The sequence below is a fragment of the uncultured Mucilaginibacter sp. genome (assembly GCF_937859865.1).
GTDB lineage: Bacteria > Bacteroidota > Bacteroidia > Sphingobacteriales > Sphingobacteriaceae > Mucilaginibacter_A.
The window spans coordinates 1-17,379 of record NZ_CALMAT010000108.1 but is presented as its reverse complement, the minus strand read 5'-3'; the positions used below and the strand labels follow the sequence as shown (position 1 = coordinate 17,379).

The following is a 17,379-nucleotide window of genomic DNA, read 5'->3' as shown; positions in this document are numbered from 1 at the left end:
GGCTAAGGCCGTCCAGATAATTTCGGGGATAATATTAGAAAGCGATTCAAAACGTTTCCGTTCTTCTTCTGCAAACTGTTTTGACCTTAAAAGCTCGGATTCGTACTTTTTACGGTCTGTAATTTTAAGGACAGTTGCATGTACGGCTATCGTTTTTCCATCGTCTCCTTTGATAATTACGGCATTAACCAAACTTGGAAAAGTGGTGCCGTTTTTTAAATCAATATCAAAGTTAATTTCATTGATAAAACCTTGGCGGTTAAGCAAAGGCAAAGCAACCATTTGGTAATAAAGCTTGCCGCCAACACTTAAAATATCATGGAACTTCTTTTGGCCTACAATTTCTTCACTGCTTAATCCGATCCAATTTAACAAAGTTTTATTAACGCGAAAAATGTTTCCATCAGGAAAAAAAGACACAATTCCGCAAGGCGAATTTTCATACAAAAACTCTGTACTTGTTAATAAATTGTGCTGGTTTGGATGTAACAGATCCACTACTTTATACTAAAATTTTCAGTTTTGGATATAATCTTTGATGGCTTTGATTACTGCTTCCGGTGCACTTAAATGTGGGCAATGTCCGCTTGTATGCAATTCTAAGTAAGTGTTTCCGGGCGTATGTTCCCGGATGTATTGTCCGGCCGTTTCCGGCGCCATTACATCATCCATGCATTGTAAAGTTAAACTTGGGACTTTCAGATACGGCAATACGCTGCGATGATCTGAAAGCAGTGTAACGCGGGCAAAGTTTTGAGAAACAGCAGGATCGGCCGCACAAAAGCTTTCCACCAGTGCTTCTTGTTGCTCTACCGGATTATTTTCGCCCATTATTGCAGGTGCCATCATTCTGGAAAAACCGAGGTAATTACTGTCCAGCACTTCAAATAACCCGTCCAAATCATTTCTTTCCAATCCACCGATATAATCCCCGTCATTTAAATAACGTGCAGACGGGCCAAGAAAAATTAGTTTTTTAAAGTATTCTGGTTTTTCTAACGCTGCCAGCAAACCAATCATACTGCTTACCGAATGGCCAACATAAATCACCTGATAGATTTGTAAAGCAGCACAAACATCCAAAACATCTTGTGCAAAACCTTCTAAAGAATTGTAGAGTTCGGGTTTATAAGCCGAATGGTCAGAATTTCCTGATCCAACAAAATCGAAAAGAATAACTTTATAGTTAGCGGTAAAAGCATTAAAAACATATTTCCAGGCAGTTTGATCGCCTCCAAAACCGTGGGCAAATAAAACAACCTTTTCTCCGTTTCCGAAAATTTTTACGTTGTTCCTTTTTAAAATATCAGTCATTAAGATAAAGTAAATTATCCTTTTTTACGTTCCGTGCCTGTTTATAGGTTCATTTTTCGGAGCATTGTTCGTAATTTAATTACCTCAAAAACTTGCAGTACGGTTTAAAAAGGTGCAATATTTATGGAATGCTTCTTTTATGCCTATAAATTTAGTGGTTAAGCAATCCACACTGTCTATTTTTAGGCGATAAAAGAAGCATGGACAAAAACATCAGGCACAAAAAAAGCTGACCAGAGATCAGCTTTTTATCAATTACCTTAAAAAATAATTCTTTATTCTGCAATGATTTTTGTTTCTACATTGCCGCGGGTTGCTTTTGAGTATGGGCAGCCTTTATGTGCGGCATCAGCCAGTTTTTGTGCTTTTTCCAGATCAATGCTGGGAATATGGACGTGCAGTTCTGCCGATAAAACATAAGAAGCGGTGCCTTCCTGGTTAAAACTAACGTGCACATCTACCGTTGCTTCGCTCACGTCCACATTGTCGCGCTTGCCAACTGAACCTAACGCGCCCAGATAACAGCTTCCCCAGGCAGCGGCAAAAAGCAGTTCGGGGTTGGCATAACCAGCTTCGCCGCCCATTTCTGCCGGTTTTTTTAATTGCAAATCAATCACACCATCGGCTGATTTTACGGTGCCTTCGCGGCCGCCTTTTGCTGTAACTACAGCGGTATATAATGTTTCCATCGCTTTTTGTTTAAAGAGTTAACGCAATGTTTAAAACTTTTGTTTGATCCAAACGAAACCAAATACTAATAAAATTAGTATATTAGCGGTATGAACGATGAACGGATCCGGGAAAAGCTTTCCATTTTAGCAGATGCAGCCAAATATGATGTTTCCTGCGCTTCGAGCGGCAGCAAGCGCAAAAACCACAACAAAGGTTTGGGCGATGCCAGCAACGGCATTTGCCATACTTATACCGAAGATGGAAGATGTGTTTCGCTGCTCAAAATCCTGCTGACCAACCATTGCATTTTTGATTGCGCTTATTGTGTTTCGCGCAAAAGCAACGACATCAAACGTGCTGCTTTTACCGTGCAGGAAGTGGTGGATTTAACGATGAACTTTTACCGCAGGAATTATATTGAAGGTTTGTTTCTCAGTTCCGGTATTTTTAAAGATGCCGATTTTACCATGGAAAGGTTGGTGCGCATCGCCAAAAAACTGCGGACGGAGCACAAGTTTAACGGTTACATCCATTTAAAATCTATTCCCGGCGCAAGTGACGAACTGATGCGCGAAGCCGGATTGTATGCCGATCGTTTGAGCGTAAACCTGGAACTGCCAACCGAAGCCGGATTGAAATTGTTGGCTCCTGATAAAAACCAAAAGGACATGATCAAGCCGATGAATTTCATCAAGAACGAGATTATCCTCCGTAAAGAAGAAAAAACACTGTTTAAAAAAGCGCCGCTGTTTGCGCCGGCGGGCCAAAGTACGCAAATGGTAATTGGCGCAACGCCGGAAAACGACCGCCAGATTTTGTACACGGCCAACCATTTTTACAATTCCTTCAACTTAAAACGGGTTTATTATTCGGGCTACGTGCCGGTGAGCAACGATAACCGTTTGCCGGGTTTAAGTACGGCCGTGCCGATGGTGCGCGAAAACCGTTTGTACCAGGCCGATTGGTTGATGCGTTTTTACGGTTTTAATGTGCGCGAAATTGTAGACCAAAACAACCCGCACTTGGATTTGGACATTGATCCAAAGTTGAGTTGGGCCATTCGAAACTTGCAACATTTTCCCATTGATATTAATAAAGCTGATTTGCAACTGATCGTTCGCGTGCCGGGGATTGGTGTAGAATCGGCAAAAAAAATTGTAAGTGGGCGCAAGTTTGGCAAATTGAATTGGGAACATTTGAAAGCGATGGGCATCGCCGTAAACCGCGCCCGTTATTTTATTGTTTGCAACAGCCAGGATTTTGAACGACGCGAGCTTTCGGGCACCAAAATTAAACAGTTTATTTTGGCCGAATCGCAAAGCAAATACCTCAAACAAAAACCCAACCAGCTCAGCCTTTTTTAATATGATCACTTTAATTTACGACGGAACGTTTGAAGGTTTGCTCACCGCCGTTTTCGAAATTTACGAACACAAACTCACCGAGGTGAGCATTTGCCCCGAACACTTGCTTAAACCCAATTTTTTTGATGCTAAAAGAAGCATTGTGTCCGATACGGTAAAGGCAAACCGTGTTTTAAAAGGTTTGCACCAGCGTTTGGCGGCAGGCGGCGTGCAGCGTTTGTATGCCGCGCATTTGTCGGAAATTGCCGGCGAGGAAGACAATTTGCTTGGTTTTATCCGCTACGCTTTTAGCACGAATGAAACGATTGAACAGGATTTTGGGAATAAATATGTGATGCGCCTTTCGTATGTGTTGAAATTGGTGCGCCGCGAAAAGCACCGGATGGAAGCGTTTGTGCGTTTCCAAAAAATGGCCGACGGTATTTTTTATGCTTCTGTTGAACCTGATTTTAACGTGCTGCCGCTGATCTTGAATCATTTTAAAAAAAGGTATGCCGACCAAAAATGGATTATTTACGACATCAAAAGGGCTTACGGCATTTATTACGATTTGCAGGATGCTGTTTTTATACAGCTAAATTTTGCTTCGTCCAAACAAGACGGTAAAACCATTATTTCTTCTTATTCTGAAGATGAAACGTTGTACCAGGCTTTGTGGAAAGATTATTTTAAACACGTAAACATCCCAGCACGGAAAAACACAAAATTGCATTTGCAGCATGTACCGAAACGGTATTGGAAACATTTGACAGAGAAAATTTAGGTGGACAGTTGCGGGTTGTAAGAGCCTGTTTAAATTTCATCCAACGGTGTTTTGGCTAAAGCCAACCTGTATTTTACATATCCCACGGCCTAAAGGCCGTGGCAACTGGGCCGCCTTGTTTTACAAACCTTTTTCACTTTTCGGCATCCTGCTTTATTCATTGCCGCGGCCTTTAGGCCGTGGATAAAGGAACAAGGATTGGCTTTAGCCAAAATTGATGGCATAAAAGAAGCATGAAAAACAAACCGAATAAAATTTAAACAGGTTCTAAATTGTAGGTTGTAAGTTTTTATACCGATAAAAGAAGCATCAGCTTAAAATCACATCCGTAACTTTTGCAATATCCAAACTGATTTTTGAAATAAACCGAAGCTGGTCGTCCAAAAAAGCAATATCAACCTCGGCAGGGTCAAATTCTGGTTCTTTGTTTGGATGTTCAGCTTTCGACGAAATCATTTCTGCGGAAGAAGCATTTGTTAAATCTAATCTTTTTGCCGTTTCTTGCAAAATCGTTTGCGCATGGCGTGCCGCTTTAAATTGGGCTGGCAAATAAATGCTGTTTTTATCGGGTAAATTTGCGGCAACGGCTGCAATGGCCGATGAAAGGATATGGTTAAAAACCACGAACTTGTGCAAGTCTTTCGCGTGTTTTTGTTTGCTTTTCGGTTCAGAAACCATCCTTTCAAAAGCCGCAGCCAAATTGCCCGATTGCACATAAACCTCTTTCCGCGCCAGCTTGTATTCAACCATATTTAACGGCAAACCATTCAAACGCCCGGCAACAGTTTTTAAATAATTTAGATTGCTGATGAGTACTTTATCTAAAGTTTCATTCAACTGATCGGATTCCCAATTTGGAAAAATGACAAAGGCAGAACTGATGGCCAGTACCGAACCAATTAAAGTATCCAAGATGCGTTCTTCGGCAGTTTTAATCAGTTCGACACCCAAAAAACTAAAGGCAATCAACACATAAGGCGTCATAAAAATCACGCTGACGATATAATTCAACCGCAAAAAACTATAAGTCAACAGCATCAAAACCAGCATAATAAAGAACTGCGCAGTTTTATCGGGGATCAAAAACAGGATAAAAATTCCGATCGCGCCGCCAACGATAGTCCCGGTCAGCCTTTCAAAATTGCGCTGCCTGGTAAAGCTGAAGCCCGGTTTCAGGATCACGATGATCGTGAGCAAAATCCAGTAACTGTGGTGGCCAGTCGCTACTGTTTTTGCCAGGATAAAACCGATGCCGCAAACCAGCGCCACGCGCAAAGCATGTTTAAAAGAGGCCGATTTAAAAGACAAGTTATCCAAAAACACGCGCGGCGAATAATCCTGGTGCGTAACAAAGCGGGAAAATTCCAGGTTTTGTGTAGGCTTAATCACCGTTTTTAGGTCGAATTGCGTGTAGCTGGCCAGGTCAGAAAAACGTTGGTTGATGTTACGCATGTTCACCAAAATCTTTTTCAAAACCAAAACATTTTGTTCCGGGTTGGCCAAAGCAATCTGGTCAATATGGGTTTTTAATTGTTCCAGTTCCTGGTTTAAATTGCTGGCGGGTTTGTATTTTTTATTGGATTGAACGGCAAAACCAACGCGGTCCAGCTCATCCGCCATTTTGTGAATCAGCTTGGAAACGTCCTCCAAAACGCCATAAGGCTGGTACGTTTTCTGCAAACTTTCGTAATTGTAATGCGTGTAAGTAATTTGGTCGAACAAATCAACCAGGTCAACAAACGTTAGCAGCAGCATTCGGCTGATGGGTGTTGATTCTTTAACGATGGCCCGCGTTTTGTACAATATTTCGCGCACGGCATCCTGGTGCTGGCTTACCGCAATCTGCTGCGAAACCAAGAGGTTGTAGTTTTCTTCGATATTGGTTTTTTCCGCATAAAAATCAGCTTTTACCCTTAAATATTTGGCCACTTCGCCAATACATTCGCCCAAAACCTGCTGTGCGGTGCGGTATGGCCGGATCTGAAAAAAGGCCAAACTTAAAATTGTGTACCAAATCCCGCCGGCTAAAATCAGTAAGCTGTACTGGAAAACCTGCTGCGGTGCCATGCGTTTTTCGATCATAAAAATCATGACCAGCAAGGCACAAGTCCCGATAGAAGAAGCGCGGTTGCCATAAACCGCAAACATGGAAAAGAAGAAGGCGAACAACACAATTTCGGCAAACAGCAAATAAAGGTTTGGCTGTACAAACCCGGTAATCAATGAAACCAGCAAAATCAACCCGCAGCAAATGAGCATACTGTTGCGCTTGTAAATAACCGGGCCGGGGGCATCAACCACGCTTACACACAATGCACCCAAAGCCAAAGCAACGCCGGTGGCGAGTTGGTTAAAATGGTTGAACAACAATGCTGGGACCAGAACGCCAAACGTCATGCGCAACCCGTCGGAGAAATACTGACTGTAAAAGAAGCTGTAAATTTTCCTGGTTGGAATGGCCGTCATACGCATCAAAAATACGATCAGAAAGCGGTTTCTGTTTGTCCTGCATAAATTTCGCAACGAAAATCAAGTGCAGGAGGACCGTTTTTTGTGCGATGCTTCTTTTATTGATAAAAAATCAACAATAAACCTATTAAATCTTTAATTTGCCGAGGTTTACGTTAACAGTATCATATGAAACTCAGTCAGAAAGAATTTGTATTTAATAATGAAGTAGTTACCCGTTTCGACTTGTACAACAGCCTGTTTTTAACGCTGCCGTTTTATCAGGTTAAATACACCGGCACGCTGCTGCCATTTTTTACGGCACATGTAGAAGAAGGCATCAGCAAAAAGCAATCGCCGGTAGAAATTATTGAGAATTTTTTTGACAAGTACCAGCAGTACATCAAAGATGCCGACCGCTTTCACCTGCTGTTCCGTTTTATCCAATACATTGAACGACAAGTAGTTTTGTTTGATGCGATAGAAGATTCCGCGTTTTCAAAGTTAGAAACCGGAGACGACAGCAGTTCGTTGCAGGTTTTACTGCAACAGGCCAATAACCAGCCTGATACCCATGCCAAAGTGCGCAAAGCTTTGCAAAAGTTTTCTTTGCGCCTGGTTTTAACGGCGCACCCAACGCAGTTTTATCCGGGCAGCGTACTGGGCATCATCACAGAACTGACTGAAGCTTTGAAAATAAACGACATTAACCAGATTTATTTGCTGCTGCAGCAATTGGGCAAAACGCCTTTTTTCAACAAAGAAAAGCCAACGCCGGTGGATGAAGCTGTTTCGCTGGCCTGGTTTTTGGAAAATGTGTTTTACCAATCGGTTTCTTCCATCAAAGAAAAACTGGACACCGAATTTGATTTTTTAGCAGAAGATGATCACCAAACGTTAGAACTGGGCTTTTGGCCGGGCGGCGACCGCGATGGCAACCCAAACGTAAACCTGCAATCAACCCAAGCCGTAACTGAACTGCTGCGGAAAGTAATTTACCGTTGCTACACGCGCGATTACAAGCAATTGCGCAAAAGGCTGACGTTCCGCGGCGTGGAGCAATACATGGCCGAACTGGACAAGCAGTTTAACAAACAAACCGGTGCCGGGCAGTTGCAAACCAAAAACCAACAGGCAGTTTTGCTTACTAATTTAGAGGCGATAAAAACAGTATTGCAAAAAGACCACGACGGTTTGTTCATCAATTTGCTGGATGATTTGATCCGAAAAGTGAAGCTGTTTGGTGATTATTTTGCGACGCTGGACATCCGGCAGGACAGCCGGATTTTAAGGGCAACACACCAATATTGTTTAACAGAATCAACAATAAGGCACCGGATGCCAACAGGTTACCACGAACAAACGGAAGAAGAAAAGCTGAAGAACATCCGGTTTGTAGAAGCTGATTTTTACTGCCCGGACGCGGCAGAAGATTTGGTGAAAGACACGCTGGACACCATCCGGTATATGCGCGAGATCCAGGAAACGAACGGCGAAAAAGCCTGCCACCGTTTTATCATCAGCAATTGCCAGGAAGCTTCGGATATTTTGCAGCTTATCAATTTGTTTTTGTGGAGCGGCTGGAAGGCAGAAAACTTGACCATTGATTTTGTGCCGCTTTTTGAAACCGTAAACGATTTGCAGGGCGCGGCCGAAGTGATGGAAAAATTGTACACCAATCCGTTTTACATCGCCCACTTAAAAAAACGGAATAACCGGCAAACCATCATGCTGGGTTTTTCTGACAGTACCAAAGATGGCGGCTATTTGATGGCCAACTGGTCTATTTACAAAGCAAAAGTGGAGTTAACGGCGATGTCGAGAAAGTACGATATTGACCTGGCGTTTTTTGATGGGCGCGGCGGGCCACCGGCACGTGGCGGCGGCAAAACGCACCGTTTTTATGCTTCCATGGGCCACGAAATTGCGAACGATTACCTTCAACTAACTATTCAGGGACAAACCATTAGCACACAATATGGCTCGATTGACAGCGCACGTTTTAATATTGAGCAATTGATCAATGCAGGCATCGTTTCTGCCTTAAACCAACAAAATGGCGATACCATTGACGAAAAAGGCCGTGCGTTGATTGAAAATATGGCTGCCGAAAGTTACCGTTATTTTATGGAACTGCGCGGAAACCCCTTGTTTCTGCCGTACTTGGAAAATTTGAGTCCACTTAAATTGTTGTCGGAAATTAACATCAGCAGCCGGCCGGTCAAAAGAAACTCAGGCACTGAGTTGAAGTTGGAAGATTTGCGCGCCATCAGTTTTGTAACGGCCTGGAGCCAGTTAAAACAAAATATCCCCGGTTTTTACGGCGTAGGAACGGCCTTGAAAAAGATGGAAACCGAAGGCAAATGGGAAGATCTGAAAACGATGTACCGCCAGAACAGTTTTTTCAAAACCATCATTGATAATTGCATGATGTCTATGTCAAAATCCAACTTCAACATTACCGCAAATTTGGCGGACGACCCGGAATATGGCGCATTTTGGACCATGCTGAAAACGGAATTTGAACTGACCTGCTCGCTGCTTTTAAAGCTTTCGGACACAAAAGTTTTGATGGAAGAATCGCCGGTGGAACGGCAATCCATTGCGCTGCGCGAAAAGATTATCATGCCTTTGGTGGTCATTCAGCATTATGCGTTGCAGCAATTGCATTACCAGGAATTGAATGAGGAGGAAACCAATTTGTACCACAAGCTTATCATCAGAACGGTTTATGGGATTGTAAACGCGGGAAGAAACTTGGCATAACAGGAGCATGCTTCTTTTATCGGTGTAAAATTGGTGGGCTGTCGTTCCGACGATAGGAGGAACCTTCTTTCAATATAATTAGTATTTAGCTTTGAAATAAGATTTCTCCCTTCGGATCAAAATGACAGACCGCAACTTCACATCCTTCCTTCTTCCGCACTGCTTCCCGTTTTGCGGTCGCGTGCGGCCTCCAATTTGGTGTTGCCAAAGTTGTAGGTAAAACCCAACGTAAAGCGGCGGCTTTCGTACTCGTTATCCCAACGGGTATTTACGTTGTTGTACTGTAAAATGCTGCGGTAACGGTTTCCAAAGAAAATATCGCGCGCTTTAAAACTTAAACTCAGGCGTTTATCCAAAAAGGTTTTGGTGATACCGGCATCAATTTGCGAAGAAGAAAGCGTGCGCGACAAACCATTGATCGAAGGCGAATCATACTCTGCTGTTAACTGAAGTTTGAAATTGTGCGGCAAAAAGAAGCTTTGATCAATGTTGCCCGACCAGGAAAAACGGCTGCTTTGATAAGGGTTTCCACCAACTATTGTGTTTACGCGGTTGTAAGCAGCATCCACTTCCGCATTTACCACCCACCATTTTTTGATTTTAAAACTCCCGGCCGAAGTTGCGCTCAAGGTGCTGGTGCTGCCCAGGTTTTGGTAATTGCTGATGCTTTCTTTCGTTTGGTCGTTTTGGTTGATGACTGTGCTAACGGCATCGTTTACTTTCAAATAACTCAAACTCAAAACTTGGAAACTTTTGTAGGTGTAATTGAAAACGTAGGATTGCGAAATGGAAGGCTGCAAATAAGGATTGCCCTGGATAGCCGTGTAAGGATCGGTGTAACGGATGGCCGAATTTAACGAACCATAACTTGGGCGGCTGATCCTCCTGCTAAAAGAAGCATTTAACTGGTTATCCGGATTGATTTTATAAGTGATAAACGCGCTTGAAAAAAGTTGAAAGTAATTGCGTTTCACCACTTCGTTCCGGGTCAGAGAATTGGCGGTAGAAACGGTTTGCTCGCCGCGCAGACTGGCTTTTACATCTAACTTTGTTCCAAAATTTTTGCTGATGGTGCCATAAGCCGCGTTGATATTTTCATCGTACATAAAGTTGTTGCTGTGTTTTGGGTCGTTGATATAACCGTTAGTTTTCAACGAATCGAACGAAACATCGCTGCCCGTACTTACAAAACTGCTTTTTAAACCGGCTTCCACTTTCCAATGGTTGGCCAAAGGCAGCACATAATCTGCTTTGATGGATTTGATATTGTAATTGACCGGCGCGGCACTTCGCAATTGGATTGGGTTGCCGATGACATCGCCGCTGCCGTTAAAATAAGTGTTGGTGTAAGTTTGGTTCATAAAAGAACTGCTGTGCACATAATCTGCATCAACACTTAATTTTTGGCCAACTGTATCAATTGCAAAACTATAATTTAAGTTAACGCTGTATGTATTATTATCGGATTTTTGCGGATTAAAACCGGTAACACTTCCCGTTTGACCACCAAAACTGTTTAACGTACTTGACTGACTGGTAACCTGCGCATCCATCGGGCTGTTGTAGCCTTTAAACATCAAACCAAACGTGCTTCTTTTACTGGCATAAAAATCAGTGCCAATGGTGTAACCGGTTGCAAAAGTTTTTGGGTGCCAGTAATTGTATTGGTTGTAAAGCTCATTTTCGATCTGGCGGCTCAAGGTCAATTTATTGTACGAATCATAATAACCCGAATTAACGCGGGCAAATAAACTGAGCTTGCCGGTATTGTAGTTAAAATTGAAGCCGCCATACAATTTCGGATACTTGCCATAACCTGCATTTAAGTTTGCCGTGCCGCTGTAACCTTGCATTTTGTTGTGTTTTAAAATGATGTTGACCATTCCGGCCGTTCCTTCTGCATCGTAATTGCCGGGTGGGTTTGGGATCAGTTCTACTTTGCTCAGCGCGCTTCCCGGCATTGATTTTAAATAATTGCTGAGTTCGGTGCCGCTCATATAAGTTCTTCGTCCGTCAATCATCACCACCACGCCGGCATTATTTCGATACAAAATATTATCGTCTTTATCCAAACGGATGCCTGGTGCTTTCTTCAAAACTTCCAAAGCATTATCGCCGGTTGTGTTTAGTTTTTCTACGTTAACAACTAAACGATCTGATTTTTGCTCCAGTTGCGGTAAAGTAGCCGTAACCGATATTTCTTTTAGCAGGTTTTTTTTCTCGTACAAAACCAAAATAGGAAGTTGAACATCCCTTCCGTCAAAATCAAAAGCTTTAGAATAAACCGTTGTAAAACCAACCAATGCTGTTTTTACCACATATTTTCCGGGCTTTAGTTTGAAAAGATAGGCGCCGTTTTCATCAGCAACTTGTCCGGCAACTTGTATAGAATCTGGCAAGTGCAGCAGCAAAACCGAAGCGCCCGGCAAAGGTTGTTGTTTTTGGTCGGTAATTTTTCCGGAAATATTTCCGCTTTGAGCAATAGCAGTTCCGCAAATCAATAAAAGTAAAAAGGTGTAAAGCGTTTTCATATATGTTTGGGTTGATGCTTCAAAGGTGCAACGTCAACCTTCGCCCCAAAAAAATTTGATACCAACCACCCGGAATATTATCCCAGACCAAAAAAACACCGGTAAAAGAAGCATTGCCCTGATTTTTCCGGTTCGCATCAGGAAAACGGGCGTTGGGATAAAATTTTAAAAGTCAACCTGCTTTTGCCTTAGCTTTATCCAATCATGACGAAAAAAGAAATTCGCTACCACATCATCGGCTGGACGCTTTATTGGCTTTACCTGATATTCGGCAACGCTTTTATTTTCAAGCCCAATAAATTTCCAATTTTTGATTACTCCATGGTTTTTGTAAAGATGGTAGAGTTTTACGTTTGCTATTTGTGGGTCTATCCAAACTTCCTCAACAAAGGAAAAATACCGCAGCTCATTGGCGGGATTGCAGTAGCCATTGGCTGTTTTATCCTAACCCGTTTTTTGCTGGAGGAAGTTGCCTTTGATTATTTTTTTCACTTCCATAATTATTTCGGATATACTGCTTTTAGCTACTCCTTAGATAATGTATATTTTGGTTCTTCTGCAGTTATTTTGAGCCTTGCAGTTTACAGCAGTTTTGATGCGTTGCGAAAAGAGCAAGAAAATAAATCGCTGCGTGAGGAAAAAACACAGGCCGAACTGGCTTTCCTTAAAACGCAAATCAACCCGCATTTTTTGTACAACACGCTCAATTACATTTATTCGCTGGCGTATCCGGTTTCGGATAAACTGGCCGATGCCGTGATCAAACTTTCGCAACTGATGCGTTACATGCTCACCGAAAACCCTGATGGACAGGTAGATTTGCAAAAGGAAGTGGATTACATCGAAAATTACATCAGTATTTACCAGTTGCGTTTTGAAGATGCGTTTTTTGTAGATTTTAAAGCAGAAGGCGATATTGCCGGGAAACGGGTTGCCGCGCTGCTGCTGATCCCGTTTGTAGAAAACGCGTTTAAACATGGTGTGGTTAATGATCCTTCGCGCCCAATCCGCATTAATTTAAAATTAACCGGCCAGCGTTTGGAGTTTACGGTGAGCAATAAGATCAGCCAAAACCAAAAAGACTATTCTACCGGCGTAGGTTTGGTCAACGTTCGGCGAAGATTGGAACTGCTTTATCCAAAGCAACACGAATTTTTTATATCCAACAACGGACAAACTTATAAAGCAACTTTGGTTCTCAGCTTTTAGCTGTCAGCAATCAGCTTTCTTGCAAAATTCAAACCTCAAAATTTTATAAACAAACTGAGTTTAATAAAACCCACTGTTATATTTGCACCATACAAATTCTGATTGTTGATAACTAAGAGCCGATAGCAACTCTTATTTATTTACAATTTACAAACGCTGAAAGCTGATTGCCGACAGCTAAAAGCCCTCTTAAAATGATCCGTTGCCTTGCCGTTGATGACGAAGCTTATGCCACCAAAATTATTGCTGATTACATCGCAAAAATTCCTTTTTTAGAATTGGTTGGAACCACAACCAGCGCCATTACCGCTTTAACGCAAGTACAGCAAGGCGATATTGATATGGTTTTTTTGGATATCCAAATGCCGGATTTAACCGGAATACAGTTTTTAAAACTATGCGGCAGCAAATGCAAAGTTATTCTTACGACCGCTTATCCCGAATATGCTTTGGATGGTTACGAACACGATGTGCTGGATTATCTGCTGAAACCAATTGCTTTTGACCGCTTTTTGAAAGCTGCCAACAAAGCACACGCTTATTTTATGCCGATAAAAACAGCATCGGCAACTATTCAATCCACACCAAACTTGGATCATACAATTAATCCGCCAACGAATGCTGCAGAATATATGTTTATCAAAGGCGAAAGCAAAAACAAATTTCTCAAAGTTAATTACGATGATATTTTATATGTGGAAGGCTTGAAAAATTACGTTTCGCTTTTTACTGCCGATCAGCGGATGGTTACTTACCAAACTCTGCGCGACCTGGAAACGCAACTACCGCAACCGCCGTTTTACCGCGTGCATAAATCGTATATTATTTCGGTGGATAAGATTAGGATGGTGGATGGCAACCAGGTTTACATCGGCGACCAAGCCATTCCGATTGGTGAAACTTACCGCGACGGTTTTTTAAAAGTGATCAGGGAGCAGGAGTGAGGTTGTGATTTTTAGGTGGTAAAAGAAGCATGGTTAAAAAGCACAATTTCAAAATCCAACGACAACAATTATCCAATTAACTTTTTTGCACACCAAGTTTTTCTTTTACCATAGGCGATACTTGTGTACCAAGAATCTCGATAGCTTGCATCAGTTTAGCATGTGATAAATTGGCGTTGTCCATTTGAAAAGAAACTCTGGAAATTCCTCCTAAAGCATCACTATGCCGAATGATCTTTTCGGCCACTTCTTCCGGCCCGCCGATGATCAATGCGCCTTGCTTGTTCATTTGTGCATCAAAATGTGCTCTTGTAACTGGCGGCCAGCCGCGTTCTTTTCCTATTTTGGTAAAGTTTTCGGCGTAGCCGGGATAAAAATCGTCTATGGCTTGTTGTGTGGTTTTTGCAACATAACCGATAGAGTGCAGGCCTACTTTCAATTGTTCTGGCGGATGCCCGGCCCTTCTTCCTGCTTCGCGGTACAAATCTACCAATGGGCGAAAACGGTGTGTTTCGCCGCCAATAATGGCCACCATCAGCGGCAAACCCAAAGTGCCGGCACGGACAAAAGACTGCGGTGTGCCGCCAACACCTATTGAAATTGGTATGGGGTTTTGCAAAGGGCGCGGGTAAATGGCTTGGTTTTTAAGTGCCGGACGAAACCTGCCCGACCAGCTCACCGTCTCGTTTTCCCGAATATTCAGCAATAAATCCAACTTCTCCGAAAACAACTCGTCGTAATCCTGCAAGTTCAAACCAAAAAGCGGAAAAGATTCGGTAAAAGAACCACGGCCTACCACCATTTCGGCCCGGCCTTGCGAAATCAAATCCAATGTGGCAAAGGTTTGAAAAACCCTGACTGGGTCGGCCGCGCTCAACACCGTTACGGCACTGGTAAGGCGGATCCGTTTTGTTCGCGCCGCTGCCGCAGCAAGGATCATGGTTGGTGCCGAATCTAAAAACTCTTTGCGGTGGTGTTCGCCGATGCCAAAAACATCCAGGCCAACCTGGTCTGCATGTTCTATCCTTTCCAGCAAATAGTGGATAGATTTGACACTGCTTAAGTTTGTACCGCTATCGTTATTCGACATGGCGGCCGCAAAACTATCTACCCCGATTTCCATAGCAATTTTAATATTGAGAATTTGGTTACAAGTGAAGTTATTTTCCGTGCAAACTTACATTACTTTAAAGCCCGTACAAACTTGTTCAATTAAAATTGCAATGCTTCTTTTATCAACCTAAATTTAGGGTGATAAAAGAAGCACAACGACCAAACAGAACAATATTTAAACTACAGCTTTCGCACTTGTGTTGTTTACACTTGTGTTATTGCCCAGCAACCTTTGGCTTAGCTCTGGGAAACGGATTGCTGCTGCAATCCAAAGCAGGCATTGAAAACCAACTGGGGCAGTAATCGGGAGATGGTGCTCTAAATGGGTAGCAATTGCGCCGCCGAGATAAGCTGACAAAAGCAACAGGCCCAGCATACCGGTACGCGGAATGACAAAAAGCAAAAAGGAAACAATTTCTATAACGCCAAGCATTTTCAAAGTGGCCAAAGAGATGCCAAAACCTGCTGCACCTTTTGCCGCTTGTTCGCCACCAATCAATTTCATAGAAGCGCTGGAAATAAATACAAACGCCAGAACGGCTGTTAAAACCCAGCCAATAATGTTTCTTGTTTTTGTGTTCATGGTTTTTGGTTTTTTTTGGCAATGTAGGGCTTTACAAGCAATAACAATTTTGCAAAACATAAAAAAACTGCACCTTGTATTTTTTATGACTTTTGTTTGAAGATTGCAATTTTAGGTGTTTCCATAATTTATTATAAAAAAAGTTTCGTTAACATAATTGTTTAACTGCCAACATCACATAAATCTCGATCCCCGGTTCTAAAAATGTTTTTTTAATTGTTTGGTTTGATGATTAAAGCATGGGAAAAAGTATTGTTTGAAACAGGTTTACAATTTGTGTACAAATTAAACTACACACTGCGCTTTTTTTTCCCGAAGCTCCCCAACCAAAACAATTGCAAACTTTAATGTCATAAAAAAAGCTTTTTAAAATTTGATTTTCGCTTTGAAAGGAAAAGAACACCTTTATTTTTTAAACCGCTGCTGTCTGGCATTTCTTTTGGATATATCATACAAAATATTTACAAAAGCAAACCATAAACAATGGAAAACCACCGCGAAATAAAAAACACACTTACCTGGCATTTTGAAGGCAACTTTAACGCAACAATTGTAAATGGCGTAATCAAAGAACTAAACCTATGCGAACCCGGAAAAGGGGTCGGAGACTGCGGCAGGTGCCTTACCAGCACCGATTATAAATTCCTGAAATCTGTGCACGAAGCTTTGGGCGACATTTTTAAATTTATGCACGAAGAAAACAAACGTTTAGGCTACAGTTACCCCGAAGATGTGAAAGATTGGGACAGCGAAGCTGAAAATATGATCTCGAAGATTAACAATTATGTGCCGTTGTAAATGGATGATTTTTGCCTGATAAAAGAAGTACTTGCAGGTAATTGGGTTTAGTTGACAAGCATAGTTTCAATTTTAAAATACGAAGTTGGAATATTATACAAAATTGGATTGATAAAAAAAATATGGTTTTTTGAAATTAAAAACCAAAAGTTCAAAAGATTAGCTTGTAAAACGAAACCAGTAAAATTTTCAACTTCTTTCTAGTCTTTTCGCACACAATGCTATCCTATTTTTGCCAACTCGACGGGAAAGGGCTTGACGAAGAATTGGAATTTGAAACCCGTCAGCCGAAACCAAAGTTAGATTTATAATCAAAAGTTGATGCTTCTTTTATCAGCTAAAATTTTATTCCTTCTGCCGAAACTGAAGTAAAATTGCAAAATTGAAGTTCAATTACTTTTGTCAGCCAGTTTTTTGCCAAACCAATGTTGGCTGTAGTTTTTTTATCTTGTAATGCTCTATCTATAAAACCAAGCTATCATTAGCCACAACATTAAAATCTCTAATGTTGTAATCATATAAAATTTAAAAGTTCGTTTTTGTTTAGTAAGCAGTAAAAAGTTTATAAATAAATGCATAATAATGAAAATAATAAAAAGTATCCAAGCTGCATTCTTATAATTATCATTTGAACCATAACCGGTTACAAAGCCACTAATAAAGTATAATATTAACAGAACTACAAAGAAAAAAAAGTTTGATAAAATGAGTAATGAAATGTTCTTAATCATTTTAAAAATATCAATAAAATTTGTTTAGAAATGTGTATTGTCACGTTTTACTTTTCTAATAGTCGTCGGAAAATTACAGCCAACGGAAAGGGCTTGGTGAAGAACTGGAACTTGAAAACCGTCAGCCCAAACCAAAGTTAAAT

Annotated in this window: 13 protein-coding genes; 6 read left to right on the top strand and 7 right to left on the bottom strand. The window is 41.6% G+C overall.

Annotation, left to right across the window (positions count from 1 at the left end; all coding sequences use genetic code 11):
• The 3 genes from Q0192_RS11130 to Q0192_RS11120 all read right to left on the bottom strand — a co-directional run.
• Nucleotides 1-498, bottom strand: a 498-nt coding sequence (locus tag Q0192_RS11130; protein WP_299289556.1) for a PAS domain S-box protein, incomplete at its 3' end; no start/stop codon positions are given.
• A gap of 18 nt (nucleotides 499-516) precedes the next feature.
• Entirely contained in the window at nucleotides 517-1,314 is a 798-nt protein-coding gene (locus Q0192_RS11125; protein ID WP_299289555.1) for an alpha/beta hydrolase, read from the bottom strand.
• A gap of 275 nt (nucleotides 1,315-1,589) precedes the next feature.
• Entirely contained in the window at nucleotides 1,590-2,003 is a 414-nt protein-coding gene (locus tag Q0192_RS11120) for an Ohr family peroxiredoxin (protein WP_299289554.1), read from the bottom strand.
• Between the two features lie 90 nt (nucleotides 2,004-2,093).
• Here Q0192_RS11120 and Q0192_RS11115 point away from each other — a divergent pair, with 90 nt between their 5' ends.
• On the top strand, nucleotides 2,094-3,350 hold the full coding sequence (locus Q0192_RS11115; RefSeq protein WP_299289553.1) for a putative DNA modification/repair radical SAM protein: 1,257 nt from the start codon (nucleotides 2,094-2,096) through the stop codon (nucleotides 3,348-3,350).
• Between the two features lies 1 nt (nucleotide 3,351).
• On the top strand, nucleotides 3,352-4,113 hold the full coding sequence (locus Q0192_RS11110; RefSeq protein WP_299289552.1) for a TIGR03915 family putative DNA repair protein: 762 nt from the start codon (nucleotides 3,352-3,354) through the stop codon (nucleotides 4,111-4,113).
• Nucleotides 4,114-4,422: 309 nt separating this feature from the next.
• Here Q0192_RS11110 and Q0192_RS11105 read toward each other — a convergent pair whose 3' ends face one another.
• Complete coding sequence (locus Q0192_RS11105) at nucleotides 4,423-6,579, bottom strand: FUSC family membrane protein (protein ID WP_299289551.1); 2,157 nt, start codon at nucleotides 6,577-6,579, stop codon at nucleotides 4,423-4,425.
• Between the two features lie 171 nt (nucleotides 6,580-6,750).
• Between Q0192_RS11105 and Q0192_RS11100 the strand changes: the two genes are divergently transcribed.
• Nucleotides 6,751-9,327, top strand: a complete 2,577-nt coding sequence (locus Q0192_RS11100; RefSeq protein WP_299289550.1) for a phosphoenolpyruvate carboxylase — start codon at nucleotides 6,751-6,753, stop codon at nucleotides 9,325-9,327.
• Nucleotides 9,328-9,464: 137 nt separating this feature from the next.
• Here the strand turns inward: Q0192_RS11100 and Q0192_RS11095 are convergent, their stop codons facing one another.
• Complete coding sequence (locus Q0192_RS11095) at nucleotides 9,465-11,858, bottom strand: outer membrane beta-barrel family protein (protein ID WP_299289549.1); 2,394 nt, start codon at nucleotides 11,856-11,858, stop codon at nucleotides 9,465-9,467.
• 204 nt (nucleotides 11,859-12,062) lie between these two features.
• Here Q0192_RS11095 and Q0192_RS11090 point away from each other — a divergent pair, with 204 nt between their 5' ends.
• Both Q0192_RS11090 and Q0192_RS11085 read left to right on the top strand, forming a co-directional pair.
• On the top strand, nucleotides 12,063-13,067 hold the full coding sequence (locus tag Q0192_RS11090; RefSeq protein WP_299289548.1) for a histidine kinase: 1,005 nt from the start codon (nucleotides 12,063-12,065) through the stop codon (nucleotides 13,065-13,067).
• 194 nt (nucleotides 13,068-13,261) lie between these two features.
• Entirely contained in the window at nucleotides 13,262-14,011 is a 750-nt protein-coding gene (locus Q0192_RS11085) for a LytTR family DNA-binding domain-containing protein (protein ID WP_299289547.1), read from the top strand.
• A gap of 76 nt (nucleotides 14,012-14,087) precedes the next feature.
• Here Q0192_RS11085 and Q0192_RS11080 read toward each other — a convergent pair whose 3' ends face one another.
• Together Q0192_RS11080 and Q0192_RS11075 are read right to left on the bottom strand one after the other, a co-directional pair.
• Complete coding sequence (locus tag Q0192_RS11080) at nucleotides 14,088-15,134, bottom strand: LLM class flavin-dependent oxidoreductase (RefSeq protein ID WP_299289546.1); 1,047 nt, start codon at nucleotides 15,132-15,134, stop codon at nucleotides 14,088-14,090.
• A 165-nt stretch (nucleotides 15,135-15,299) separates the two neighbouring features.
• Entirely contained in the window at nucleotides 15,300-15,707 is a 408-nt protein-coding gene (locus Q0192_RS11075; protein WP_299289545.1) for a DoxX family protein, read from the bottom strand.
• A 483-nt stretch (nucleotides 15,708-16,190) separates the two neighbouring features.
• Here Q0192_RS11075 and Q0192_RS11070 point away from each other — a divergent pair, with 483 nt between their 5' ends.
• Nucleotides 16,191-16,505, top strand: coding sequence for a hypothetical protein (locus Q0192_RS11070; RefSeq protein ID WP_299289544.1), 315 nt, complete (start codon nucleotides 16,191-16,193; stop codon nucleotides 16,503-16,505).
• Nucleotides 16,506-17,379: the final 874 nt, after the last annotated feature.